The organism is Gracilibacillus dipsosauri, from assembly GCF_003176895.1.
GTDB classification, from domain to species: Bacteria; Bacillota; Bacilli; order Bacillales; family Amphibacillaceae; genus Gracilibacillus; species Gracilibacillus dipsosauri.
This window is the reverse complement of the sequence record NZ_QGTD01000005.1, coordinates 224,004-250,092: the sequence shown is the minus strand read 5'-3', so window position 1 is coordinate 250,092 and position 26,089 is coordinate 224,004. Positions and strand designations below refer to the sequence as shown.

Genomic DNA, 26,089 nt, shown 5'->3' with positions numbered 1-26,089 from the left:
TTAAGCAATGATAATAAAATCCACGCATCTCTACATCACTTCCTTTAATTAAGCTATATAAAACAGTCCATAAAAGAGCTGACCCATATAGAAGGTTTCTAAAAAACAACCGAACTTTCAAATTAAACAAGCATTATTAAATATATCATTTTAAGTAGTATAATCCTAGCACTATATTTCATGATAGTTGAAACATTTCTGAGCCTGATGTCACAAGTTAGACAAAACTTTATGGCATTATTGTGAATAACTTCACAATATAATCAAAAAATAGCCAATACATGTTATTATATAAGTGTAATAAATCAAATCAATAAAAACCAACATGTGAAATGTTGAACAAATTGAAGGAGTGATTTATATGTTTGTAGAATGGTTAAGAAAAAATGGAGTTGTTGCAGGTCTACTAGCTATTATTCGTATTTATTTAGGTTACCAATGGCTCACCGCTGGATGGGGAAAATTAACAGGTGGATTTGATGCTGGAGGATTCATTCAAGGAGCTATTGAAAAGTCAAGTGGTGATCATCCTGCTGTTCAAGGCTGGTGGGCAAGCTTTCTAGAGCATGTTGCATTACCAGGAGCAGATATATTCACATTTCTCGTTATGTGGGGAGAGATTCTAGTAGGAATTGCATTAATTCTAGGTGTATTTACAAATTTTGCAGCATTAATGGGAATATGTATGAACTTTGCTTTCTTATTTAGTGGAACAGTTAGCACAAATGCTCAAATGGTTTTGTTAACCGTATTTATTTTAGTAGCTGGCTATAATGCAGGTAAATTTGGCTTAGATCGCTATGTAATCCCATTTATGAAAAAACAGCTTTTTCATAAAAAAGAAACAGCAGGTGAAGTAATAGAAGCACATTAAAGTAAAAAAAAACTCTGTTCGGTACTGCACCCCTAAAGTTAGAGTGAAAAAATCTAATTTTAGGGGTGCAGTACCTTCATGCAGGTTTTTTTTTGCACAAAAAAAGACACCCTTACTAAACCAGCAAGGGTGCAAAGGGGGACAATCTATTTTGAATCAAAATACTGTACATGTAGTTATCCAACACAAAAGTGATTGGATAAACAGTATATGTACACAACAACTATTATTGTAACCGTTTCCAGTATATAAAATTTAGAAAGCGATTACAATAGGTCTTTTGGATTATTTTTAAAGAAATTTATGTAAATAATAAAATGGGGGTGAAAGGAATATGTTATACAAAGCGTTCATTCTTATCATCAAGGAGTGATTACATGCGTCGTAACAGATTACTCATAAAAGCCATTATTGCACTTATATTCGCGATTGCATGCATTGTTTTTCTATATTTATGGATAAGTTCGTGGTTTTCACCTGAAAGGAAAGCAGAAAATGTGTTAAAAAGCTTTTATGAGTATGAACAGAATGGACAGTTTGCTAGCTCATGGGAATTATTTCATTCCGAGATGCAAAATAAATGGGACAAAAGTGAATACATCCAAGACCGTGCTCATGTATTCATTAATCATTTTGGTGTGGATACCTTTGAATTTGAGTATACAGAACCGGTAAAATTGGATACATGGAAAATGAGTGATCAATCTCCTAGTCTTTCCAATGTATATCAATTTACTGTTATTCTGGGATATGAAAGTAAATACGGTTATTTAGAGATACAACAGCCTGTCTATATAACAGAGGAAAAGGAAAATTGGGTTATTCTATGGGATTATAATTAGTAAACTTAAGCATAAAATTATATTTCTAAAGGAAAATATAAACAACATAGTTGAATTCAGTTATAAAGACAAGTATAATATATAACTACCATACTAGTATAAAGAGGTGTCGTTATGCCAATCCAAAATCAAAGAACGAGAGGCTCTTCACGTGATTATGTGTACCAGGTAATCAAAGAACAAATCATGAATGGAGAGATTGCACCGGGCACGAAATTATCTGAAAAAGAAATATCAGATAAATTAAATGTCAGTCGAACTCCAGTTAGAGAAGCATTTTTGCAGTTGAACCAAGAGGAACTACTAGGTGTATTTCCACAAATAGGCACAATTGTGACAAAAATTGACCTTCAATTAGTAGAAGAAGGAAGGTTTGTTCGAGAGCATATTGAAAAAGCGATTGTACGTGAAGCAGCTTTAAAAATAGAGAAGGAGGACTTACTACAATTAGAAACAAACTTAACCCTTCAGGAATTCTCATTAGAGAAAGGCTCGTTTCAGCGTCTGTTTGAGTTAGATGATGAATTTCACCGTTTGCTTTACAAAGGGTGTGGTAAGCATCGAACCTGGGAAATGGTCAAGCGCATGAATATTCAATTTGATCGATTGCGATTATTGAGACTTGCTGTTAATCATGAATGGGACATCATTGTCTCCCAACATCGAGAAATATTTGAAGCAGTCTCCAATCAAAATCCTGACTTAGCCGAAAAAGCAACAGCTGTTCATTTACAATTAGTTGATATTGAGAAAGATGCTTTAAAGAAAGAAAATCCAAGTTTTTTTGCTTAAATATAGAGGAAGAGGTGCGTATTGATGAAGGAAAAAATGTATCACATGTGGCTCCAATATAACTCTATCGATGGTCCAGATCTTCAAGCATATCAAAAATTATTTGAGGAAGTAGCCTTAATGGGATCTTCCTCCATTATGGAAGTAATAAAAGAGGAATTAAATATTGCGATAAAAAATATGTTACATATCTCACCAAAGATTACAACAAATCAAAAGGCTAAAATTGTAATCGGTAACATAAATCAATTAAACGAGTTATTGGAGAATAAAAAGAAGCAAGAGATAGAGTCAATGAGCAATGAGGGTTATCTCCTTTATTTTTTTGAAGAACAGCTATATGTCGTTGGAAAAACTGATCAAGCTGTATTATATGGGACATTCCATTTACTTAGATTAATACAGCTAAGGCGAACATTAAACACACTTAATATTTCTGAACAACCTACAAATCAGCTTCGAATGTTAAACCAGTGGGATAATTTAGACGGAAGTATTGAAAGAGGGTATTCAGGGAATTCGATTTTCTATGAAGCTGGTAAAATAGTACGAGATAAATCACGATTGAAGGATTATGCTAGATTTTTGGCGTCTATTGGTATTAATGCCATTTCTATAAATAATGTAAATGTATGGGAAGAAGAAACGTTTTTTATCACCGAAAAATATTTACCAGAGATAAAGGAAATTTCGGATATATTCCATTCCTATGGGGTCCAGCTTTTCTTAAGTATTAATTTTGCCAGCCCTATAGCGATTGATCATTTAGAAACAGCCGATCCGCTACAGCCAGAAGTAATGCAGTGGTGGAGCAATAAGGTAAAGGAGATCTATGACTATATTCCAACTTTTGGTGGATTTGTCGTAAAGGCAGATTCGGAGCACCGACCTGGGCCATTTACTTATGACAGGGACCATGCCGATGGTGCCAACATGCTTGCAGAGGCACTTGCACCTTATGATGGAAAAGTAATCTGGCGTTGTTTCGTATATAATTGTGTCCAGGATTGGCGCGATCGTAATACGGATCGAGCGCGAGCCGCTTATGATCATTTTAAACCATTAGATGGAAGGTTTCATCCGAATGTTATATTACAAATCAAAAATGGACCTATGGATTTTCAAGTTCGTGAACCTGTCTCTCCATTAATCGGGGCAATGGAAAAAACGAATCAAATGATTGAATTTCAAGTTGCCCAAGAATATACAGGCCAACAAAAAGATCTATGTTATTTAATTCCACAATGGAAGGAAGTTCTTGAATTTGATACACATATAAAAGGAGTAGGAACAACGATAGAGAAGATTGTTGCTGGGAATATTCATCCATATCGCTACAGTGGTATTGCTGCAGTTTCTAATATTGGAAATGATCAGAATTGGACAGGGCACACATTAGCTCAGGCAAATCTGTATGGTTATGGAAGGCTAACTTGGAATCCCTCTTTAGGCTCTGAAGAAATAGCAAAAGAATGGATTATTCAAACATTTGGAAAGAACGCTAACTTGGAATCCGTGATTTTAGAGATGCTGTTAGAATCGTGGGAAATTTATGAAAATTATACGGCGCCTCTCGGGGTAGGCTGGATGGTAACTCCAGGCATTCATTATGGCCCTAATATTGATGGCTATGAGTATTCTAGATGGGGAACCTATCATTTTGCTGATCGTGATGGGATTGGTGTGGATCGAACAAAGGAAACGGGAACCGGTTATACAGAGCAATACGCAGAACCAAACAAATCGGTTTATAATTCACCTACTACATGTCCTGATGATTTGCTTTTATTTTTTCACCACGTACCATACAAGTATACGTTAAAAAATGGTAAAACAGTCATTCAGCATATATATGATACTCATTTCAAAGGGCTAGAACAAGTGAAAGAGTTAAGAAAGAAATGGAACTCATTAGAAAGTGAAATAGATGATGCGAGATTTGAAAATGTACGAGAAAGACTAGCTTTACAAGAGGATAATGCCCGTGAATGGTGTGATCAGATTAACACTTACTTTTACCGTAAATCGGGAATCCAGGATCAGCATCAACGAACGATTTACTAATAATAGGGGGATTTAGACATGAGGATGGTGTTTCGTTGGTTTGGTGAAGGAAATGATAGTGTAAAGCTCTCTCAAATTAAACAAATACCTGGTGTGGAAGGACTAGTATGGGCATTACATGATCTACCAGCAGGTGAGGTATGGCCTTTGGAGCGTGTGCAAGCAATAAAACGTCAGGCGGATCAATTTGGCTTTCATATAGATGTAGTAGAAAGTGTCAATATACATGAATCTATTAAGCTTGGTAGCGATGACAGAGATTATTATATTGAAAATTATATAAAAACTATTCAACACCTTGCTACAGTTGGTGTTAAGGTGATTTGTTATAATTTTATGCCTGTATTTGATTGGATAAGAACCGATTTATTTGGATTATTACCTGATCAATCAACGGCATTGTTTTATGAAAGTGATAAGGTTCGCGATATGGATCCGCTTGAGCTTGTCCAAAAAATTGCCGCTAATCCAGATTATACGATGCCAGGCTGGGAGCCAGAACGGTTAGAAACATTGAAGGGACTATTTACTGCATATCAAAATGTAACGAATCAGGACTTAATGCATCACTTAAAATATTTTTTAGAGAAAGTAATTCCTGTTTGCGAGGAATATGATATTAAATTAGCCATTCATCCAGATGATCCACCTTGGGAGATCTTTACTTTACCAAGGATTGTAACAACTCAACATCAATTGAAAGAGATTACTCAGCTAGTAGATAGTCCTTATAATGGGATAACGTTGTGTAGTGGAGCATTAGGTGTTTTAAAGGAAAATAATATCGTAACAATGATCTACGACTTACGAGACCGAATTCATTTTGCTCATATAAGGAATGTCCAGCTATTTGATAATGGGGATTTTATCGAAACATCTCATCGAACAATGGATGGCTCTTTACCTATTGATCAAATCGTTCAGGCTTATCATGAAATTGGTTATACAGGATATGTCCGACCAGATCATGGTAGACATATATGGAATGAGGATTGTCGCCCAGGATATGGTCTCTATGATCGTGCATTAGGTATTATGTATTTGTGGGGATTATGGGATGCATATCAGCAAATACGAGGAAAGGATGAGGTTGATGTTACCAATTCACTCCAATTTAAAAGGTAAGGTAGCAGTAGTAACAGGTGGTGGGGGAGTACTTTGTGGTGCTATGGCTATAGAGCTCGCTCGTCAAGGAATGAAGGTGGCAATATTAAATCGTACGGCTGAGAAAGCAGAGAAAGTTGCAGCTGAGATAAGACAGGCAGGTGGCGAAGCACTTGCGGTTGCTTGTGATGTACTAGATAGAGATGCGGTTGTCGCTTGCGAAGAAAAGATTTTTCAGACATATGGGGCTTGTGATGTTTTAATAAATGGAGCGGGCGGTAATCATCCGAATGGAACAACCGAAAAGGAGAATTTTAAAGCAGTAGATTTAGATGATGAAACAATCCGAACATTTTTTGATATGACAACAGAAGGATTCTCCTCTGTATTTAATCTGAATTTTATTGGCTCACTTATCCCTACGCAAATCTTTGCGAAACGAATGGTTAACAGAAAAACTACTGTTATTAATATTTCCTCGATGAGTGCTCCAAGTCCAATGACAAAAGTACCTGCTTACAGTGCAGCAAAGGCAGCGATCAATAATTTTACACAATGGTTAGCCGTACATATGGCTGAAGCAAATGTACGTGTTAATGCTATAGCACCAGGCTTTTTCTTAACAGATCAAAATCGACCATTGTTAACAAATGAAGATGGCTCTCCTACACCGCGGATGGAGAAGATTGTGGATCATACGCCAATGAAACGATTAGGTGCTCCTGAAGACTTATTAGGTACATTATTATGGTTAGTCGATGATGAAGCAAGTGGCTTTGTAACAGGCACTTGCATTCCAGTTGATGGTGGCTTTATGGCATATAGTGGTGTGTAATAATTAGAGGCATTTGGATACGCAATATGATAAAACATTAACCAGAACCTTATCTAAATGATACTGATAAGGTTCTGGTTATGCATCGATAAAACTACTTTTATTCCAGCTCCATTAGGTGAGCTGGTCTTAAAATAGCTCCCATTTTATCTTCCTAGCTTCTTGAAAACGATCGTTCACATTATCCCAGTTAACGACATTCCACCAATTGTCAATATAGCCTGCTTTATCTGTTTCATACTGTAAATAGTAAGCATGCTCCCAAACATCAAGTACTAATAATGGGATCGTGTCTGGTAACTGGAACCATTGATGTTTTTCAAAGGATTGGACAGCAAGTCTTCCACTTCTTGGCTCCCATAGTAAAACAGCCCAGCCATCTCCTTCGACTGAGTTTGCTGTTTCGGTAAAAAGCTTTTTAAATGCTTGCCATGATCCAAAGTCTTTTTCTATTTGGTTTAATATTTCCCCTGATGGTCTTTTCGTTGAATTAGGTGTCATGTTAAACCAAAAAATGGTATGCAAGAAATGTCCTGAGCCATGAAATGCTTGCTCCCTTAACCAATGCTTTAATGGTTTCTCTCCTTTTTTGCCAGTATATAATGCTTTTTCTGCTTTGTTTAAGCCATCAACATATGCTTGGTGATGCTTCGTATGATGCAATCGCATGATCCTTTCACTAATGTAAGGCTCTAAGGCGTTATATGCATAGGGTAGAGGAGGTAATTGATGCTGCCCATAAGGAACACTATTTTGTGTATAGCGATAGGCATCTCGTTGCTCAATTCCAAGTAAAATTTGTTGTCCTTCCTCTCTTAATGCTGTGATCTCCCTATCATGCTCTACTTTTTCTGATTGTAATTGTTCATAAATTTTACTTTGCCAGTTGTCCAGTTGCTCCATCCATTTAGTTCGATCTTCTTCTGATATACTTGTTTGCTCTAAGGCCTGCTTTACATCATTTCCCCATGCTATCAAGCTTTCAAGATACTGCTTGTATTCTAATTCCATGTTATCACCCCATGTAACATATGCAAAAAGAGCCTAACAGGTGTTTTACCGTAACGAAAAATAAACGCAAAAGGAGACGAACTTATCCAAACAGTTAAGTGTAGGGTAAGCCGACTCCCATTTCTTACTCACTGATTAACTCATGAACATTTGTATGGAAGAATTCTTCCACGATAAATGCTACCATTCCAAGTACAGTAGAGTGTTTTTTTAATTTAGCTACATTGATTTGTACATCATTCTTATTAAAACCGATCGCATTTCTTTCGATTCTTTTTTCTATTGCTGGAAGAATATAGCGTTCTGCTATACTAACGGTGTTTCCAATCACCACCTGTTCTGGGTTAAAGATATGTATGATATTAGTAATACCAACACCTAAATAGTCGCCCAAATCTTCAAATAACTGTAAAGCCTTTTCTTCGCCATTATGGGCAGCTTCCATTAATTGATCGAGAGTTACATTCTTATATCCTAATGCTTCTGCCTGATCTAATAGTGCTTGTTCAGAGGCATATAATTCCCAGCAGCCTTTATTTCCACATCTACATGGATCTTCGTCCATTTTGATTGTCATATGACCTAACTCACCGGAAAAGCCTCGCAGCCCTTTATAAAGTTTACCGTCTAATATGAGGCCGACTCCAATCCCAATACTAATACTGGTATAAACAATTTCTTGAGATTTTTGACCAATTCCATAAACTTTTTCACCATAAGCACCAGCATTAGCTTCGTTTTCTACGGTAATGGGTATTTGATATTTATTATGTAATAATTGTTGTAAAGGAACCTTCTTCCACCCTAAATTAGGAGCAAGTAATATTTCTCCTTCATTTGTCACAACACCTGGAACGCCAACTCCAATCCCGACAACTCCATATTCTGATGGTGGGGCGGCATTGTTAAGATGATCAATTAATTCATATAATAATGGAAGTACTTCCTCATATTTATTATCGGAGAACTTGACACGCTTCTCTGCTACAATATGCCCCCGTAGGTCAGTTAGTACCCCAAGCATACTCTTGACCCCTAAATCTACCGCGATGGTAAAACCAGCTGTTTCATTTAATAAAAGCATAACAGGTCTTCTTCCACCACTAGACTCACCAGTACCAGATTCATTTATTAACTTCTCGTCTATTAACTCCCCGACGAGAGAGGAGACGGTTCCTTTATTAAGGCCAGTTATTTGTGCAATCGAAGCCCTAGAGATAGGTGCCTTTTCTTTAATTGTTTCAAGAACTAATGATTTATTCTCTTTTTTGACTACATGTTGATTCCACGTTTGACTCAATACATTCACTCACTCTCTTAGCGATTACGTTTAACACTATTTTAGCATACTAGAAAAAATAATTCTATAATCTTTGTTTATTCGCTAGACAAACTTAGTGGATATTGATATAATGTGATCGAAACAATCAATCTTAATAAGTATTTGGAGGTAGAATAAATGGTATGGTTTGAAAACGTTAACAAGATCCAATATGAAGGACCGAATTCTAAGAATCCTTTAGCATTTAAATTTTATAATCCAAAAGAGGAATTAAATGGTCAATCAATGGAAGAATTTCTACGCTTTGGTGTAGCTTATTGGCATACGTTTACTGCTGATTTATCAGATCCATTTGGTGCAGGATCAGCAATCCGTAACTGGGACAAATATGATGGAATGGATCGTGCAAAAGCAAGAGTGGAAGCAGCCTTTGAATTTTTTGAAAAACTCGGTGTGAAATATTTCTGTTTCCACGATGTCGATATTGCTCCTGAAGGGAATAGTTTACGAGAGACGTACCAAAATCTCGATACAATTGTAGCTTTAATAAAGGATCATATGAAAGACAGTGATGTAAAGCTTTTATGGAATACTGCTAATAATTTTACCAACCCACGCTTTGTACATGGTGCCGCATCTTCTAATAATGCAGATGTGTTTGCATATGCTGCTGCTAAAGTGAAAAAACAATTAGAAATTGGGAAAGAACTTGGTGGAGAAAACTATGTATTTTGGGGTGGTCGTGAAGGTTATGAGACACTACTTAATACTGATCTCAAATTAGAGCAAGATAACCTAGCACGCTTTTTCCAAATGGCAGTGGATTATGCCAAAGAAATTGGATTTGATGCACAATTCCTTATTGAGCCAAAGCCAAAGGAACCAACAACACATCAATATGATTTCGATTCACAATCAACCCATGCATTTCTATTAAACTATGGCTTAGAAAACCACTTTAAACTAAACATTGAAGCAAATCATGCCACTTTAGCAGGGCATACATTTGAGCATGAGCTTCGCTACGCACGAGTGAATGGAATACTAGGATCTGTAGATGCTAACCAAGGGGATCCGCTATTAGGTTGGGACACGGATGAGTTCCCTGCAGACATTTATTCTACTACACTAGCTATGTATGAAATTATTAAAAATGGTGGTTTAGGCTCAGGTGGCTTAAATTTTGATGCCAAAGCACGTCGAGGTTCTTTCGAGCAAGAGGACCTATTCCATGCACACATTGCTGGTATGGATCATTTTGCTGTTGGTTATAAAGTGGCAAACAAGCTTGTAGAAGATAAAGTCTTTGAGAATATTATTGATGACCGTTATGCTAGCTATAAAGAAGGAATCGGTAAAGATATTGTTGAAGGAAAAGCTGACTTCAAATCCCTAGAGGAACATGCATTAAACCTTAAGGAAATTAAAAATAAATCTGGTCGCTTAGAAGTGATCAAAGCAACTATAAATCAATACTTATTAACAGAGTTTGCAAGTAAATAAGGATGAAGAATTAGAAGACTTGGCGATCGCTAAGTCTTCTATATACATGGAAAAAGAGGTGAGAAAATGAGCTATGTCATTGGTGTGGATTTGGGAACAAGTGCTGTAAAACTGTTATTAGTAAACAAATCTGGTGAAGTAGTGAAGGAAGTGTCAAAGGACTATCCATTGATTCAAGAGAAGACAGGCTATTCCGAGCAAAATCCAGAAGACTGGGTAAGACAGACCGTTGCTGGATTAAAGCAGCTTGTTACGGAATGGAATGGTGATGCCTCTTCGATTGAAGGACTTAGTTTTTCAGGACAAATGCATGGACTTGTTTTACTTAATGATAGAAAGGAAGTATTACGTAACGCAATTCTCTGGAATGATACTAGAACAACAGCGCAATGTCAGGAAATTTACGAAAAGGTAGGAAAAGAAAGATTTATCGAGATTACGAAAAACCTAGCCTTAGAAGGTTTTACTTTACCAAAAATTTTATGGGTAAAAGAGCATGAACCAGAAGTATTTGCTAATGTCTCGACCTTTGTGCTTCCAAAAGACTATGTTCGTTATCGTTTAACAGGTGCCTTACATATGGATTACTCCGATGCTGCAGGAACTAGCCTCCTAGACATTGAACAGAAGGAATGGAGTAAAGAAATCTGTGAGCTGTTAGGTCTTAATGTTTCGATTTGTCCAGCTCTTGTCGACTCACATGAGAATGTTGGAAAAATCACAAAAGAAATAGCAGAACAAACAGGGCTTTCTGATACTACCGATGTATTTGCAGGTGGAGCTGACAATGCCTGTGGCGCAATAGGATCAGGTATCTTATCAGAAGGAAAAACGTTTGCTAGTATCGGTACATCAGGTGTCGTGCTATCCTATGAACCTACAGGTGATAAAGACTATAAAGGTAAGGTTCATTATTTTAATCATGGAGAGGAAAATGCCTTCTATGCGATGGGGGTAACCCTATCTGCCGGACATAGTTTAACATGGTTTAAAAATACCTTTGCCAAAGAACAGGATTTTAATGAATTACTTGATGGGATCGGCAATGTCCCAGTTGGATCCAATGGCTTGTTGTTTACACCCTACCTAGTTGGAGAGCGAACCCCTCACGCGGATTCCCAAATTCGTGCAAGCTTTATTGGAATGGATAGCTCACATACGATAAAGGACTTTACACGTGCAGTCTTAGAGGGGATTACTTTTTCCTTAAATGAATCTATAGCTATTTTTAGAGAAAATGGTAAGCAGATTGATACGATTTATTCCATTGGTGGTGGAGCTAAGAATAAAGATTGGTTACAAATGCAGGCAGATATTTTTAATGCCCAAATCGTAAAATTAAAGAGTGAGCAAGGACCAGGGATGGGTGCTGCAATGCTGGCCGCATATGGTTCTGGATGGTTCGCTTCTTTAAAGGAGTGTGCAGATCAGTTCTTAGAGGATGCAGAAACGTATCAACCAATTCCTGAAAATGTAGACAAATATCAATCGTTGTTTAAGCTATATCGTGATGTGTACAAACAGACTACAGAATTAAATCAAAATTTAATGGAATTTAGGAAATAATCAAAGGAAGTGAGGAGTCTTGCTCACTTCCTTCCCTATTTATTTCCAAATTCTATAATTTCCGCTTAAAGCTAATAAGCTAAAGAAATATAAACAATTATCATAATATCGTCTATTCCCGGTTCTAACTGGTGTGTTCCAGAATAATTCTACACACTTCTTAGCGTTTTCCCCGTGTGTTGCAAGGGATGCCATGGCATTTGTAGCAAGGAGACCTATAGGGTGTAAAGCCTTCTCCTCAAAAGGCTCTCCATCAACTTTATACCTCCGGAAATTATCAGGATCTACATTTGCAAAAAAACTTTGAATTTTATCATTTACAACTATCGGACATGCGTTATCATGAAACCATTCATAATCAATAGCAATATTACAAGCAACTCGATAGGAATCACTAAAAAAGTGTCCAAAGCCTCTCACATGATTGGGTTGACCATCATAAAATGCATATTCAGGAGCCAGACCTGTAATAGGATGAGCAGATTTGGCGATATACTTGCGGCTTTCTATTGCTGCCCCCTTCCAAAAGGGACGATCCTCTTCATTACTCCATAAAGCAAATAACTCATAAAAGTGTGGTAAATGATAAGAAGGATCTGAAAATTCTACACTCGGAACAAACTTTATCAATTTATTATCAGGATTCCACATTGGATAGCCATCATTGTTCTCCCCTTTATGTAAGCAGGAATGTAAGATATCCCTTGCTTGTTGATTATAATTAAATGGATAGTCGCCATCTCCCCAGCGATTAGAAGCAAAAAATAACGCCATGGCAAAATATTCTTCCCCATCTGGAGCTGGCCCTAGGGCATTTTTAGTACCATCAGGTGCACAGGACCAAGCGAAGTATCCCGTATTTTCTCCTTCATCCATATACATATAGGTTTTGGACCATTTCCATAAGCGATCAAATATTTCCTTATCATCCATTTGAACAGCCATCATCATTCCATAAGACATTCCTTCTGTTCGGACATCATTATTGCCGGTATCTAGCATGTAACCAAGATCCTCTCCTACTGGATAGTAGATTTGAGTTTCAGGATGATCTGCTGAGAATAATTGCTTCCACGTATTTTTTAATTTTTCGTCTATTTCTTTTTGAGAATACCCATATTCATGTAGTAGATTGCGATAATTTCCTGTGATAAATGCTGCTTTTTTCGTCATATGAAAACTCCTTTTCTATTTGGTCTATTAAGCTAAAATTAATTTGTTATTTTCCTATTTCTCATAGTATACTATAATAAGTACGTTCAATGAATGAACAAAGTGAAATTTAATTAAAAATCTTTTACGGGAGGTGGAGTTCATATTTTGAGGGAACGATAATAGTTGATGATACCTCCTCTTATAGCAAGAACATATGGTATCAAGGATACTTTCCTTTGTTTGGTCATTCATTCCTACGAATGGTAGCCTTCCATGTCGATTAAACGGTTGGAAAGATTTACTTTCCTCACAATTAATTGGAATGTTTGTTTAATGAAAGAAAGGGGAGAAATAGATGTATAAAGTATTTTTAGTCGATGATGATCATTACGTTCGAAAAGGAATGATGAAATTAGTTGATTGGCAATATTATGGATTTTCCATTTGTGGGGATGCAGCGAATGGGGAGGATGCTTTAGAGCAAATAATGATCGAACCACCAGATCTCGTAATAACAGATATCCGGATGCCTGTAATAGATGGATTAGATTTAATAGAAAGTTTAAATGAGAAGCTTTCAACAACACCATATTTCATTGTGATCAGTGGTTACAATGACTTTAAATATGCACAAAAAGCATTACGCTACGGAGTTCAGGATTTTATTCTAAAGCCAATAGATCATGAAGAAATCCAGCAAACACTAAAGAAAGTCGTAACAAAGCTGGAAACGGAAAAAAGGACTAAAAAATATAAAGAAAAAATGTTAACGGTTACATTAGTGAAAGGGCTACTTCAAGAGCAGGATAATTTGTTAACATCTGATTCACAACATTTAATGTTTTGTCATGCTAATCAATTCACGGCAATTATTATAGAAGTGAATGGTATAAATAAGGATGCCTATCACATTTATACAAAAACCGATGGATTTTTAGAACAATACACCTATAGTGAAAGTACCGCATTGTTTGAGTTAAGCCCAGGAAAATATTTTCTTTGTATAACAGATCTATTTCTAACGAGAAATGATATAGAACTTCAAACATTTATAGATAATCTTTATCATTTCTTAGATATGGATGGGATTTTTATCTATGTAGGCATAACCATCAAGCAATTATCTGAGATAAAAAAATCCTTTCAATCTGTCAATCAGACGATCCAATACAAATATATCGACCTACATACCAATATCTTCCTATATCAAAAGCTTCAGCATTTACCCATCTATAATGAAGACTTAGAGGCAGCATTCTATACTAAATTACGTGAATTAATCGAAGAACATCATATGGATGGAATCAAAGAAGCGGTGAAAGAAATGATGGCGTTATTTAATAAAAAACGAATGACTGCAGATGCGATTCATCATGTCATTAACCGAGTCATTCACGATGTACTTGACTTACTTCGCGGTTCATTAGGAGAAGAGCAACGAATTTCTAATGTTAAACAAATAATAGAATGGGAACGTGTGCCACTTACTGCTATTCAATTACAATCCTTAGTAACCGACTTTCTAGTAGAGAGCTCGAAAACCCTCTGTTCATGTTATCAAAACAATGTTCATGCAACCATTCATGAAATAAAAAAATATATTTCTACCCATTTTGATCAGGAGCTCACATTAAAGAGTATTGCTAATAAATTTTATATGAATCCTGTGTATATGGGGCAATTATTTAAAAAAACGTATGGAGTTTATTTTAAAGACTTTCTTTTAAAGCTTCGAATAGACGAAGCCAAAAAATTATTGCGACAGACAGATATGAGAGTGTATGAAATTGCAGAAAAAGTGGGATTTAATAATTCGGATTATTTTGTTACCCAATTCGAAAAAATGGCCGGAAAAACACCTTCACAATACAGAAAATTCATTATTACAAGAGGAATGAAATGAAGGATTTACACTTTAATAATATTAAGATACGCAATAAATTACTTATGATCTATTTTATTTCTGTATTTCTACCAATTGTACTGACGAATATTATCTTTTACTATGTTACTTCAGAGAACGTAAAAGAGCAGAAAAGACAAGATAACGAGTTAGCATTAACTCAAATTTTTAATAGCTTTAAACAAGGAGTGGAGGATGCAGCAGGAGTTGCATCCATCTTGTATTCTGATCCATACGTATCGGAATTGTTAAGCCAGGATTATGAGAGTCCGATAGGTTTTATCCATGCCTATAATAAATACTTTCGAGATATTAATAAATATTCTCCAGTATATTCTACTATTCGATCTATTCATCTATATACAGATAATTCCTCTGTTATTACTGCTGGAGGGATATTTGCGATTGACCCCTCAGTGGAAAAATCCTATTGGTATACCTTTACTAATGAGAAACGAAAGCACTATCCTGCTGTCACAACGATTATGAAAGAAGGAAAAAGAGATCATTTTGCTGTCGTTCGTGATCAAAACACAAAGGATTCCCAGTACGAAAATATTATAATGGTACATCTCAATCAGAGCTTTATTGAACTTATTTTAAACAATGCGACATTTGAAGGAAATCTTTATCTAATCAATGACAATGGTATTATTGAATACTCTAATGATTCGGGCATTGAATGGGAGGATCAATCTTTGCTTTTTGAAGATGTAGCGATATCTGACAGGGCAACGATCATACGCAATCAATACCACACTCAATATTTAAATAACTGGACATTAGTAGGAGTCTTATCAGAAAATAACCTGATCGACCAGGTTCGAGAATCTCGATTCTTTATTCTTTACCTTGCTATTTGGAATTTCATCATTCCTTCGATGTTTATCATATATATGACGGGAAATATTCATCTTCGTCTAAATAAAATCTTGAAAAAAATGCGCCAGATGAAAAACCAAAACTTTGAAATTATCAAAGGAGAAGAATATAAAGATGAGATTGGAGTCCTGACAACGGAATATAATCGAATGGCATTGAAGATCAAGGACTTAATCCAAGATGTCTATCTTGTCACGATTCAAAAGAAGGATGTAGAGTTACAAAAAAAAGAAGCACAATTAAAGGCACTTCAAAGCCAAATCAATCCCCACTTTTTGTTTAATGTTTTGGAAACAATTCGGATGCGGAGTGTTCTAAAAGAAGAAAACGAGACAGCGTCCATCATCCAAAATCTGGCGCAGCTACTTCGGAATTCGTTTACTTGGGGAAGAGATTGGGTGCTAGTGAAGGAAGAGGTGCAATTAATTGAATCCTTTCTTAACATTCAACAATACCGTTTCGGAGATAAGATGAGTTATTCGATATATCTACCGGAGGAAGTAGAGAATATGATGATTCCTCATATGATAATCATCCCGTTCGTGGAAAATGCTAGTATTCATGGGATAGAACCTGTAAAGGAAAAAGGGAAGATTGATATTTCTTTTCACCTTGATAAGGATTTGTTAACGTGTATGGTCAGTGATACTGGAATTGGGATAAAAGAAGGGAAATACAGAGCAATTATTCAATCATTAACAGAAGAAGAGATTACTGGTGACAGCATTGGGATCAAAAATGTTTACCAGCGCTTAAAATTTTACTATGGTGAACGATTTGATTTCTCCTTGGAAAGTAGCTATCAACATGGAACCAAAATTAAATTATCGATTCCTTTATTTCGACAAGCCGATCGAGAGTAATTCTAATCCATCATGCGTATTCTTTGATTTTAATCAAGGGATACGCATATTTTGGAAGGTCAATGATGGACATCTATAATTTTCAAAGTATTTTCTAAACTTTTATGGGTGATAAAAGAACTGATAAAACGCTAAAATGAAAGTGCTTACAGAAAAATAAAAAGTGAAAGGGGTAATTAGTTATGTTAAAGAGGTGGGTTTATTTTATAGTTTTTTTATTAGTCACTATGCTTATGCTTGCAGGATGTAATAATGATAATCCATCAAGTAATACGAATGATGATGGTGATGAAAATTCAGATGGCGAAGTATTTACGTATGACTTTTTTGATGCTTCTGGACCAGGAACAGATATTAATACATCGGAAACAACCTTAGGGAAAATGTTCGAGGAAGAAACAAGTGTCAATTTTGATATCGAGCACATCGTTGGTGACGTTAATCAAAAGATAGGAACAATGATTGCAAGTGGTGAGTATCCAGAATTGTTAAATGCAGAGCAGTCAACAGATGCTGTTATAGATGCAGGAGGCTTTGTGCCATTAAATGATCTTATTAAAGAACATGCCCCAAACCTCTATGAAATGTATAAGCCATACTGGGAATTAATGAAGCGTGAGGATGGGAATATTTACTTGATTTCTTCAGGTGCTCCTCACGGTTATGCTAAACCTGCTAATCTGAATCAAGGAGCTTGGTGGATTAAACGTTCTGTATTAAAGGAATTAGACTATCCACAGCCTAAAACGTTAGAGGATTATTTCGGTATTATCGAAGAATATGCTGCAAAGCACCCGAAGATAGATGGTGCCGATACTATCGGATTTACAGCATTAACTCATGATTGGCGATTTTTTGCATTAACGAATCAACCAATGCATTTAGCTGGTTTCCCAAATGACGGAGGGGTAACGGTTGATATGGATTCTCTCGAGGCAACCGTTTATAACGATAAAGATATGACAAAGGAATGGCTAAAGAAATTAAATGAAATTAACAATAAAGGATTGTTCGACCAAGAAGCTTTTACGCAAAACTATGATGAATATTTAGCAAAAATAACCTCTGGAAGAGTGCTTGGATTTTTCGATTATGGCTGGCAAGTAAGTCAATCCACTAACGCGTTAGGCGAGGATGAAGATTATTACAATGATTATATGGGATTCCCTATCGTATTTGATGAAGGCGTAAAAGATCAATATTTGGATCCAGTAGCATATGTTGCGTCCCCTGGAATGGGTATTACTACCGGTACACCTGAAGAAGATCAAATAAGAATCATTAAATATTTAGATCATATTGCGAAAATCGAAACCCAAAAATTGATTATGTGGGGAATAGAAGGAGAGCATTATGAGATTGATGAGAATGGGCGCTATTACCGAACAGAGGAGCAAATTGAACAAACATCAAAAACAGATTATAGAGAGGAATTTGGCTTTACTTATTTTGAATGGGGATGGCCAAGAATGAGTGGTGAATTTGATGATGGAAATGCGGTTGAGCCAGGCCGTCAGCCGGAAGTAGCTACTTTAAGCTATGATGAAGGAGACAAAGAATTCTTGAATGCATATGGAATTGAAACATTCACAGAGCATTTCTCTGAGCCTGATTCAAGACCTTGGTTCCCAGCATGGGATACACCGATAGAAACTGGTTCCCAGGCAGCTCTCTATGAACAACAGGCAAATGATTTAATGTTGAAAGCTTTCCCTGAAATGATTTTCGCAGAGCCAGGTGATTTTGATGCGATGTGGGAAACATATAAGAAAGAATTTTCTCAATTGCCTGCTGAAGAGTATGAAAAAGTAATTACTGATTCGGTAAAAAGAAAAGTAGAGCTTGTAGAGAGTGTCGAATAATTTCGAAAGCGGAGGGCTGACTTATTGCAGCCTTCTCCTTTTTCCATATCCAACATATTAGCTATGCAAAGGGGGATTAATCTTGCAATCAGAAACAACGTCCGATGTACTACTTACTCCAAAGAAAGAAAAAGGTTTAAAGGCTTTTTTACGTAAATGTAAACAACAGCAAACCCTTTTATTAATGACCATACCATTTGTCATATGGGTCATTATATTTAAATATTTACCGATTTGGGGCTGGACTATGGCCTTTCAAGACTTTAAGCCAGCTCTTCGTTTTTCCGAACAGGAATGGGTCGCTTTCAAGCATTTTCTGTTTTTGTTCACTGACGATAGATTTCTAGGGGTACTTCGTAACACATTGGCTCAAAGTATTATTAATTTAGTACTCGGGTTTGTAACAGCCATTGGTTTAGCGATTCTATTAAACGAATTATCAAATATTAAATTTAAACGAGTGGTCCAGACGATTAGTTATTTACCACACTTTTTGTCTTGGGTTGTAGCGGCTGCATTAGTATCTTCCGTATTATCCATAGATGGAATCTTTAATGACCTGTTAACTAGTTTAGGACTTATAAAGGAAGACATTTTATGGCTGGGAGTAGGGGAATACTTTTGGGGAATCTTAGGTGCTGCTGAAACATGGAAGAATGTAGGGTGGAATGCGATTATTTACTTGGCAGCAATTTCGATGATAGATCAAGAACAATATGAAGCTGCCAAAATAGACGGTGCCTCTCGTTTGCAAAGAATTCGTCATATTACTATTCCTGGAATGAAGTCCGTTATTGTTGTCTTATTAATTATGAATATTGGATATATTTTGGAATCAGGTTTTGAGCCACAATACCTATTAGGAAATGGAATGAACGTGGAGTATTCCGAGAATATCGATGTTTTTGTTATCAAGTATGGGATATCGATGTTTAATTTTTCGCTAGCGACTGCAGCTGGGATCTTTAAAACAATTATTAGTTTTATCTTTTTGATCGCAGCGAATTCCTTTTCTAAAAAAATGGGCCAAGGCGGACTTTACTAGGAGGTGTGTGGATTGGAATTTTGGAAGCTTCAAAAAAGCGGGATGGGAAAAACAAGAGAGGATGTTATCTTTGATACTTGTAACGTTATTTTCCTCGTTCTTTTATGTGTAGTTATGCTATATCCTTTTTTAAACCAGATCGCTATCTCTTTAAATGATGCAACGGATTCAGTAAAAGGTGGAATATATCTATGGCCAAGAGAATTCACATGGAATAATTACTCACATGTATTCGAAGAAGCAGCTGTCATTCAGGCGATTATTATTTCGGTTTTACGAACGCTTATTGGTACAGGGGTCGGATTACTTTGTACTGCAATGGTAGCTTATGCTATTGCACAACCAAAATTTATGTTCAAAAAATCTGTCACTATTATCTTTATTATGACAATGTACTTTAATGGTGGGCTAATACCAACATTTTTACTGATGAAAGAGTTGCAGTTAATAGGCACATTTTGGGTGTATATACTACCCACACTCATTAGTGCATTTAACCTTATCATCATGCGATCCTTTATCGAAGGATTGCCGAAAAGTATTTTCGAATCAGCAAGGATCGATGGGGCAGGGGATTTTCGAATATTTTTTAAAATTGTTCTTCCACTGTCTTTACCTGTACTTGCAACGGTGGCTTTATTTGTGGCAGTATTTCAATGGAATCAATGGTTTGATGTTTTCTTATATAATTCGAGTAATGAACATTTAACCACTTTACAATATGAATTAATGAAAATCTTACAAAATTCTAGTACTACGTCAAGTGGAGATATGGCGTCAGCGTTTGCTAACTCATCGGATTCTGGATCTAATCAAGTTACACCGAAATCCATTCAAGCGACGATGACAATTGTTGCAAGTGTTCCAATTATTTTAGTTTACCCATTTTTGCAAAAGTATTTTGTGAAAGGGATGACACTTGGAGCAGTAAAATAGATAAGCTTATTACAAAAAGTCTCGAAAAGAAATATTTCTTTTCGAGGCTTTCTTTTATTCCATAAATATTGATTATCCTTGATCCTGCTCTCTAACTAACTAATAAAAAAAATAAAATACTACCATTCTAGTATATTGACAAATAAAAATATTCGATTTATAATAAGTGCAACGATTAAACAAAGTGCAGATGAGTTCTTTGTAAAGGAATATTTTGTTTTAACTAGCATACTAGTCATACTAGGGTTTAACAAAAAATAAGAGAAAACGACTTTACACTCATTTTAATGTAAGCCTTTTCTTTGTTGACAGAAGCTACATAAGGGGGAGATGGAATGGAGCAAACGAATAAAAATCCTGAAACAAGATTATCAAAATGGAGATTGTCGAGAGAAAGTGGTATGAGAGTAGTTTTAAAAGATTGGCAGCTATATTCTCTCATTATTATTCCAATCGTTTACTTAATCATTTTTAAATATGTTCCTATGTTTGGAAATATTATTGCGTTTAGAAGATTTATACCTGGTGGAAATATTATCGGGGAAGAGTGGGTAGGATTTCATTATTTTAAGATGTTTCTTAGTGATCCAACCTTTTATAATGTTTTTGCTAACACATTAATATTAGCGCTGTTATTACTTATTATTACTTTTCCAGCTCCGATTATTTTTGCTTTATTGCTGAACGAGGTAAAGAACCGATTGTTTAAAAGATTTGTTCAAACAGCTTCTTATTTACCACACTTTTTTTCGGTAGTAGTCGTTGCAGGTATGGTATTCGAGTTAGTAGCATTAAATGGTCCAATCAATGGTTTGCTTTCCTTCCTAGGTCTAGAAAAGGTTAATTTTATACAGATGCCAGAATGGTTTAGGACCATTTTTGTAAGCGTTGACTTATGGCAAGGACTAGGCTGGGGAGCGATTTTATATTTAGCAGCACTTACTGGAATTAATGAAGAGTTATATGAGGCAGCTAGAATTGATGGGGCAAATAGATGGAAGCAAACGATCCATATTACGATTCCTGGAATATTGCCAACCATTGTGGTGCTTTTAATCTTAAATATTGGGAATTTCCTTCAAATTGGCTTTGAAAAGGTATTACTACTCTACAATCCACTCACATATGAAACGGCGGATATCATTGCTACTTATGTGTACAGGGTTGGTCTTGAATCAGGAAGCTTTAGTTATGGTACTGCTATTGGTCTATTTGAATCCATTATAGGTTTAATTTTAGTATTTGGTGCGAATTATTTATCACGTCGAATAACTGACAACAGCTTGTGGTAGGGGGGATCTAGATGAAAGAATCTTGGCAATATAAACTATTTAAAATTTTTAATGTAGCGGTTTTATTATTCATTGTTTTTGTTACTTTGTTTCCATTTTTCAATATTTTAGCACAATCATTTAGTTCTGAAGCCTATATCAATGCAGGGAAGGTTAGCTTATGGCCAAAGGGCTTTAATATGGAGACATATAAGGTGATTATGTCTGATTCTATGTTCTGGATTAATTATAAGAACACCGTCATTTATACGGTGATAGGAACATTAATATCGCTTGTTTTGTCGACAATGATTGCCTATCCGTTAGCGAAAAAGCGTTTAAAAGGTAGAAGATTTTTAACCATGTTCTTTGTTTTTACCATGTTCTTTAATGGGGGATTAATTCCAAACTATGTACTCGTAACCTCTTTAGGATTTGGTAATTCTATTTGGGCAATTGTTATTCCGAATGCGATTAGTGTTTTTAACATGTTAATCATGAGGACCTTCTTCGAAAATATACCGGATGAATTGGAAGAAGCGGCGATTATGGATGGATCAAGTACATTCGGGATTCTCTTTAAAATTGTCTTGCCATTGTCAAAACCGATTCTAGCAACCATGATGCTATTCTATGCTGTTACCCACTGGAATTCCTGGTTTCCTGCCTTTATCTATTTTACGGAAAAAGAATTGTTTCCTGTATCGATTTACTTAAGAAATATGATTAAAGGCGCAGAAGCGAGTGTTGGAACAGGTGCGACGAGTGCTGATAATTTAGTTCAAATCTCTGCCAACATTAAATCAGTAACTATGGTGTTAACTGTTTTACCGATTTTATTAGTTTATCCTTATATTCAAAAATATTTTGTTTCAGGTGTCATGTTAGGCTCAGTAAAGGGTTAATGAAGATAGGTTTTAAGGAGGTGATCCCTAACGGAAAACTGTTTTAGCAAACGACCATTCAACTTTTAAACAAATAGAGGGGGAAAAAGAGTGAAAAAGCATTGGACAAAATGGATGTTAGCACTTATGTTTATCTTGTTTCTAGGTCTATTGGCAGCGTGTAATGATGCGGAATCTGATGGAGATGGTAAGGGTGAAGAAGGTTCGAGTGAATCAGGATCTGGTGCAGCAATGGAGGATTATGGAGTTGGTGATACCTTTAAAGCGACAGAACCGGTTACATTTACTTCTCTATTTAGTGATCATCCGAATTATCCGATAAAGGATGATTGGTTGTTTTTTGATAAGATTAAGGAATTAACCAATGTGGAATTAGAATTAACTTCTGTACCAATGAGTGACTATACGGAGAAAAGAAGTTTGCTAATCAGTAGTGGGGATGCCCCTTATATAATCCCAAAAACATACCCAGGGGAAGAAACACCATTTGTATCTTCTGGAGCTATTTTGCCGATTAGTGATTACGTTGATATGATGCCACACTACCAAGAAAAGGTGGAAAAGTGGGAAATTGAACCATTCCTTGAAGGCTTGCGCCAACAAGATGGAAAATATTACGTCCTTCCAGGGGTGCATGAAAAAGTATGGCCAGATTATAGCTTGGCTGTTAGAACAGATATCTTAGAAGAACTCGGTCTAGAAGAACCGGAAACATGGGAAGAAGTCGAAGTAATGCTTGAAGAAATGAAAAAAGCATATCCAGACGTTATTCCATTTTCTGATCGATTTAAACTGGATAGTACATTAAATATTGCTGCAGTTACTTTTGGCACGAAGGCAGGTTGGGGCCTCGGTAATATGCTTACTTATGTAGAAGAATCTGATGAGTTTATATTTGCCCCGACAACGGATGAATATCGGGCAATGGTAGAATATTTTCATGGCTTAGTAGAGAAAGGCTTGTTAGACCCTGAGAGTGTAACACAAGAGGATGACCCAGCAATTGAAAAATTCACAAGTGGCAAATCCTTTGTAATTAATACAAATGGTCAAACTTTGACGCAATATCGTACGACGATGGATGAAACCTTAGGTGCTGACAATTATGAGATTAAGAAAATTGTCGTACCAGGCGGACCTGCTGGTCATTTGATGGGCGGATCTAAATTAGAAAATGGTATTATGTTCTCCGCTAACGCGAAGGATGACCCTAATTTTGAAGCAATGCTGCAATTTATTGACTGGCTCATGTACAGTGATGAAGGCTTGGAGTTTGCTAAATGGGGTGTAGAGGGCGAAACTTATACGAAGGAAAACGGAGAACGTCAATTGGCAGAAGATGTGACCTTTAGAGGGATGAATCCAGAAGCTGAAAATCATCTTCAAATCGATTATGGATTCTCGGGAGGAAACTTTTCCTATGGTGGTCCTACTGAATTACTTCACTCCATGTTTAGTGAAGAAGAGATTGAGTTCCAAAATGCTATGCATGAAACAAAAGAACTCGTCTTACCAGACCCACCAATCAAATATGATGCCATGCAATTAGAACAATCGTCCCTTATCAGTACACCATTAAAAGACCATGTGACACAAAACACACTTAAATTTATTGTTGGTGAAAGAAGTTTAGATGAATGGGATGCATATGTGAAAGAAATAGAAGCGAAAAATGTTCAAGGATATGTAGAACTAGCAAACCAAGTGTATCAAGAAAATAAATAATGTTATCTGGAAACATAATACGATTGTGTTATGTTTCCTTTTCCTCTATAAGCGGTTTTCAAAAGTTTTGGATTAAATAGTTAAAATTTGGAATAGGTGAAGAAAATGGAATGGACGATTCGACAAGTAGTGAACGAGCTGACGAGTAACCCGATAGAAAATACAGTGGATACCCTGAAATTTGGAGACGAAAATAATAAAATTAAAAAAATAGCCATCTGTTTTATGCCGACATATGAAGTAATAAAGCAAGCTATTAAACAAGGAGTTAATTTATTAATTTGTCATGAGGGTGTATTCTTTCAACACGATGATGATCAAGTAGTGGAGAGTGAGGTTGGTCAAAAGAAATGGAAGCTTATTCAATCCTCTGGTATAGCGATCTATCGACTTCATGATGCGATCCATCATGAATACCAACCAGATGGTATTATGGAAGGCCTACTACACCATCTTGATTGGATGGATGATGTGGAGGAACATAAAGAAATAGCGACGATCATTCAAATTCCAAAACGGAAGCTAAGTGATGTGATAGATTATGTTAAACATAAATTAAATCTCTCTACAGTTCGTTATGTTGGCGATTTATCCATGAATTGTAGTCGAATTGCTATGTTGGTAGGTTATAGAGGTGGAGGATTAACGGCTATCCCTGCTTTTGAAGTAGATCAAGTAGATCTTGTTATCTATGGAGAAGGACCTGAATGGGAAACTCCTGAGTATATTCGTGATGCTAATAACCAAGGCAATCGCATTGGTGCTATTATATTAGGCCATTTAGAAAGTGAAGAATCAGGAATGCGATATTTTGCAAAGCGAATAGAAAAAAGATTCCCAACGATTCCAGTTGAATTTATTGCAACCGAACAATGTATTAAATGGAAATAAAATCACCTATTGTCAGGGAATTCATAGTAAAATAAATAAGAAGAGCTAGTTTACATCTGACAAATACATAAATGAAAGGGTTTTTATAAATGAATACAAACCAATACTCCCAAGGTGGATTTTATCGTTTTTCCAATTATGTATACTGGTTGCTGGTCCTCAATATGTTATTTATTTTTACCAACCTATTATTCTTTGCTGCCTTTATGCTCCTTATTCCGAGTATATCTAATGCGATTTTTTACTTTATTGCCTTTATTCCATCAGGGCCTGCCTTTGCAGCATTATCTCATAGTTTAGGAGTACTAGTGCGTGACAAAGATATCGCTCCATTTGCGGAGTTTTGGAAGGCATATAGGGAGAATTTTTTAGATGTAATGAAGGTGTGGATACCGATTTTAATGACATTTTTTATATTAGTTATTGATATCCAATATTTCAATCAAAATCCTACTGTATTTTACCAAATTTTGAACGGCATTTTTTTAGTTGCTCTTTTATTGCTGACGATCTTTACCTTCTACGTGCTTGTAATTACTACCCACTATAAGTTTAGAATAAGGGATATTTATCGTTTATCTATCTACTATATTTTTACACGCATAAAAATTACGACAGGTAATTTGGGAATTGTTTTTCTTACAATCGTGCTCATGTTTTTTACGACAGATTTTATTCTTATTTTTATCACTAGCTTAGTTACTTGGTTTTTAATGATGAATACGAAGCCAATTATTGATGATGTGAAAGTTAGCTTTGTCAAACAAGAATAGAAAGG

Annotated in this window: 21 protein-coding genes; 18 read left to right on the top strand and 3 right to left on the bottom strand. The window is 36.0% G+C overall.

The window, feature by feature from the left end:
* The first annotated feature begins 361 nt into the window (after positions 1–361).
* The 6 genes from DLJ74_RS05230 to DLJ74_RS05205 all read left to right on the top strand — a co-directional run bounded on the left by DLJ74_RS05230 (position 362) and on the right by DLJ74_RS05205 (position 6,511).
* Positions 362–874 carry a DoxX family protein gene (locus tag DLJ74_RS05230; RefSeq protein WP_109983628.1) on the top strand — a complete coding sequence of 171 codons (513 nt, stop codon included), beginning with the start codon at positions 362–364 and terminating at the stop codon, positions 872–874.
* Positions 875–1,251: 377 nt separating this feature from the next.
* Positions 1,252–1,716, top strand: coding sequence for a hypothetical protein (locus DLJ74_RS05225; protein WP_109983627.1), 465 nt, complete (start codon positions 1,252–1,254; stop codon positions 1,714–1,716).
* A 114-nt stretch (positions 1,717–1,830) separates the two neighbouring features.
* The gene (locus tag DLJ74_RS05220) at positions 1,831–2,508 is read left to right on the top strand and encodes a GntR family transcriptional regulator (protein WP_054859828.1); all 678 of its coding nucleotides are present in this window, start codon (positions 1,831–1,833) and stop codon (positions 2,506–2,508) included.
* A 24-nt stretch (positions 2,509–2,532) separates the two neighbouring features.
* Positions 2,533–4,572, top strand: coding sequence for an alpha-glucuronidase family glycosyl hydrolase (locus DLJ74_RS05215; RefSeq protein ID WP_109983626.1), 2,040 nt, complete (start codon positions 2,533–2,535; stop codon positions 4,570–4,572).
* Between the two features lie 18 nt (positions 4,573–4,590).
* Positions 4,591–5,697, top strand: a complete 1,107-nt coding sequence (gene uxuA, locus DLJ74_RS05210) for a mannonate dehydratase (RefSeq protein ID WP_109983625.1) — start codon at positions 4,591–4,593, stop codon at positions 5,695–5,697.
* Positions 5,666–6,511 carry an SDR family oxidoreductase gene (locus DLJ74_RS05205; RefSeq protein ID WP_109983624.1) on the top strand — a complete coding sequence of 282 codons (846 nt, stop codon included), beginning with the start codon at positions 5,666–5,668 and terminating at the stop codon, positions 6,509–6,511. The genes uxuA and DLJ74_RS05205 overlap by 32 nt, the downstream gene beginning before the upstream one ends.
* 129 nt (positions 6,512–6,640) lie before the next feature.
* On the opposite strand, the gene DLJ74_RS05200 is transcribed toward DLJ74_RS05205, so the two are convergent.
* Entirely contained in the window at positions 6,641–7,522 is an 882-nt protein-coding gene (locus DLJ74_RS05200; RefSeq protein WP_109983623.1) for a superoxide dismutase, read from the bottom strand.
* Between the two features lie 124 nt (positions 7,523–7,646).
* Positions 7,647–8,831: an ROK family transcriptional regulator gene (locus tag DLJ74_RS05195; protein WP_342767719.1), complete on the bottom strand. Its 1,185-nt coding sequence runs from the start codon at positions 8,829–8,831 to the stop codon at positions 7,647–7,649.
* A 150-nt stretch (positions 8,832–8,981) separates the two neighbouring features.
* On the opposite strand from DLJ74_RS05195, the gene xylA reads away from it, so the two are divergent.
* Both xylA and xylB read left to right on the top strand, forming a co-directional pair.
* Complete coding sequence (xylA, locus tag DLJ74_RS05190; protein WP_109983622.1) at positions 8,982–10,307, top strand: xylose isomerase; 1,326 nt, start codon at positions 8,982–8,984, stop codon at positions 10,305–10,307.
* 66 nt (positions 10,308–10,373) lie between these two features.
* Complete coding sequence (xylB, locus tag DLJ74_RS05185; protein WP_109983621.1) at positions 10,374–11,873, top strand: xylulokinase; 1,500 nt, start codon at positions 10,374–10,376, stop codon at positions 11,871–11,873.
* A 39-nt stretch (positions 11,874–11,912) separates the two neighbouring features.
* Here xylB and DLJ74_RS05180 read toward each other — a convergent pair whose 3' ends face one another.
* A complete protein-coding gene (locus DLJ74_RS05180; RefSeq protein WP_109983620.1) occupies positions 11,913–13,046 on the bottom strand; it encodes a family 8 glycosyl hydrolase in 1,134 nt (377 codons plus the stop codon).
* A gap of 337 nt (positions 13,047–13,383) precedes the next feature.
* Between DLJ74_RS05180 and DLJ74_RS05175 the strand changes: the two genes are divergently transcribed.
* The 10 genes from DLJ74_RS05175 to DLJ74_RS05130 all read left to right on the top strand — a co-directional run bounded on the left by DLJ74_RS05175 (position 13,384) and on the right by DLJ74_RS05130 (position 26,084).
* Complete coding sequence (locus DLJ74_RS05175; RefSeq protein WP_109983619.1) at positions 13,384–14,931, top strand: response regulator transcription factor; 1,548 nt, start codon at positions 13,384–13,386, stop codon at positions 14,929–14,931.
* Positions 14,928–16,676 carry a sensor histidine kinase gene (locus DLJ74_RS05170; RefSeq protein WP_109983618.1) on the top strand — a complete coding sequence of 583 codons (1,749 nt, stop codon included), beginning with the start codon at positions 14,928–14,930 and terminating at the stop codon, positions 16,674–16,676. Before DLJ74_RS05175 ends, DLJ74_RS05170 begins: the two co-directional genes overlap by 4 nt.
* A 182-nt stretch (positions 16,677–16,858) precedes the next feature.
* Complete coding sequence (locus tag DLJ74_RS05165; RefSeq protein ID WP_109983617.1) at positions 16,859–18,538, top strand: ABC transporter substrate-binding protein; 1,680 nt, start codon at positions 16,859–16,861, stop codon at positions 18,536–18,538.
* A gap of 82 nt (positions 18,539–18,620) precedes the next feature.
* Complete coding sequence (locus tag DLJ74_RS05160; protein ID WP_245902261.1) at positions 18,621–19,583, top strand: ABC transporter permease; 963 nt, start codon at positions 18,621–18,623, stop codon at positions 19,581–19,583.
* Positions 19,584–19,625: 42 nt separating this feature from the next.
* On the top strand, positions 19,626–20,519 hold the full coding sequence (locus DLJ74_RS05155) for a carbohydrate ABC transporter permease (protein ID WP_109983851.1): 894 nt from the start codon (positions 19,626–19,628) through the stop codon (positions 20,517–20,519).
* A gap of 401 nt (positions 20,520–20,920) precedes the next feature.
* A complete protein-coding gene (locus DLJ74_RS05150) occupies positions 20,921–21,811 on the top strand; it encodes an ABC transporter permease (protein ID WP_245902281.1) in 891 nt (296 codons plus the stop codon).
* Positions 21,812–21,822: 11 nt separating this feature from the next.
* A complete protein-coding gene (locus tag DLJ74_RS05145) occupies positions 21,823–22,695 on the top strand; it encodes a carbohydrate ABC transporter permease (RefSeq protein ID WP_109983615.1) in 873 nt (290 codons plus the stop codon).
* A 90-nt stretch (positions 22,696–22,785) separates the two neighbouring features.
* On the top strand, positions 22,786–24,420 hold the full coding sequence (locus DLJ74_RS05140; protein ID WP_245902260.1) for an ABC transporter substrate-binding protein: 1,635 nt from the start codon (positions 22,786–22,788) through the stop codon (positions 24,418–24,420).
* Between the two features lie 105 nt (positions 24,421–24,525).
* Positions 24,526–25,311, top strand: coding sequence for a Nif3-like dinuclear metal center hexameric protein (locus DLJ74_RS05135; protein WP_109983614.1), 786 nt, complete (start codon positions 24,526–24,528; stop codon positions 25,309–25,311).
* A gap of 89 nt (positions 25,312–25,400) precedes the next feature.
* Positions 25,401–26,084, top strand: coding sequence for a YesL family protein (locus DLJ74_RS05130; protein ID WP_054859839.1), 684 nt, complete (start codon positions 25,401–25,403; stop codon positions 26,082–26,084).
* The last annotated feature ends 5 nt before the right edge of the window (positions 26,085–26,089 follow it).

What these genes read in the sequence shown, in the direction of transcription:
- xylB (WP_109983621.1), top strand. Translation starts at nt 10,374, where the DNA reads ATGAGCTATGTCATTGGTGTGGATTTGGGAACAAGTGCTGTAAAACTG.
- DLJ74_RS05200 (WP_109983623.1), bottom strand. Translation starts at nt 7,522, where the DNA reads ATGGAATTAGAATACAAGCAGTATCTTGAAAGCTTGATAGCATGGGGA.
- DLJ74_RS05170 (WP_109983618.1), top strand. Translation starts at nt 14,928, where the DNA reads ATGAAGGATTTACACTTTAATAATATTAAGATACGCAATAAATTACTT.
- DLJ74_RS05155 (WP_109983851.1), top strand. Translation starts at nt 19,626, where the DNA reads ATGGGAAAAACAAGAGAGGATGTTATCTTTGATACTTGTAACGTTATT.
- DLJ74_RS05145 (WP_109983615.1), top strand. Translation starts at nt 21,823, where the DNA reads ATGAAAGAATCTTGGCAATATAAACTATTTAAAATTTTTAATGTAGCG.
- DLJ74_RS05230 (WP_109983628.1), top strand. Translation starts at nt 362, where the DNA reads ATGTTTGTAGAATGGTTAAGAAAAAATGGAGTTGTTGCAGGTCTACTA.
- DLJ74_RS05220 (WP_054859828.1), top strand. Translation starts at nt 1,831, where the DNA reads ATGCCAATCCAAAATCAAAGAACGAGAGGCTCTTCACGTGATTATGTG.
- DLJ74_RS05175 (WP_109983619.1), top strand. Translation starts at nt 13,384, where the DNA reads ATGTATAAAGTATTTTTAGTCGATGATGATCATTACGTTCGAAAAGGA.
- DLJ74_RS05130 (WP_054859839.1), top strand. Translation starts at nt 25,401, where the DNA reads ATGAATACAAACCAATACTCCCAAGGTGGATTTTATCGTTTTTCCAAT.
- uxuA (WP_109983625.1), top strand. Translation starts at nt 4,591, where the DNA reads ATGAGGATGGTGTTTCGTTGGTTTGGTGAAGGAAATGATAGTGTAAAG.
- DLJ74_RS05165 (WP_109983617.1), top strand. Translation starts at nt 16,859, where the DNA reads ATGTTAAAGAGGTGGGTTTATTTTATAGTTTTTTTATTAGTCACTATG.
- xylA (WP_109983622.1), top strand. Translation starts at nt 8,982, where the DNA reads ATGGTATGGTTTGAAAACGTTAACAAGATCCAATATGAAGGACCGAAT.
- DLJ74_RS05150 (WP_245902281.1), top strand. Translation starts at nt 20,921, where the DNA reads ATGAGAGTAGTTTTAAAAGATTGGCAGCTATATTCTCTCATTATTATT.
- DLJ74_RS05215 (WP_109983626.1), top strand. Translation starts at nt 2,533, where the DNA reads ATGAAGGAAAAAATGTATCACATGTGGCTCCAATATAACTCTATCGAT.
- DLJ74_RS05205 (WP_109983624.1), top strand. Translation starts at nt 5,666, where the DNA reads ATGTTACCAATTCACTCCAATTTAAAAGGTAAGGTAGCAGTAGTAACA.
- DLJ74_RS05135 (WP_109983614.1), top strand. Translation starts at nt 24,526, where the DNA reads ATGGAATGGACGATTCGACAAGTAGTGAACGAGCTGACGAGTAACCCG.
- DLJ74_RS05225 (WP_109983627.1), top strand. Translation starts at nt 1,252, where the DNA reads ATGCGTCGTAACAGATTACTCATAAAAGCCATTATTGCACTTATATTC.
- DLJ74_RS05180 (WP_109983620.1), bottom strand. Translation starts at nt 13,046, where the DNA reads ATGACGAAAAAAGCAGCATTTATCACAGGAAATTATCGCAATCTACTA.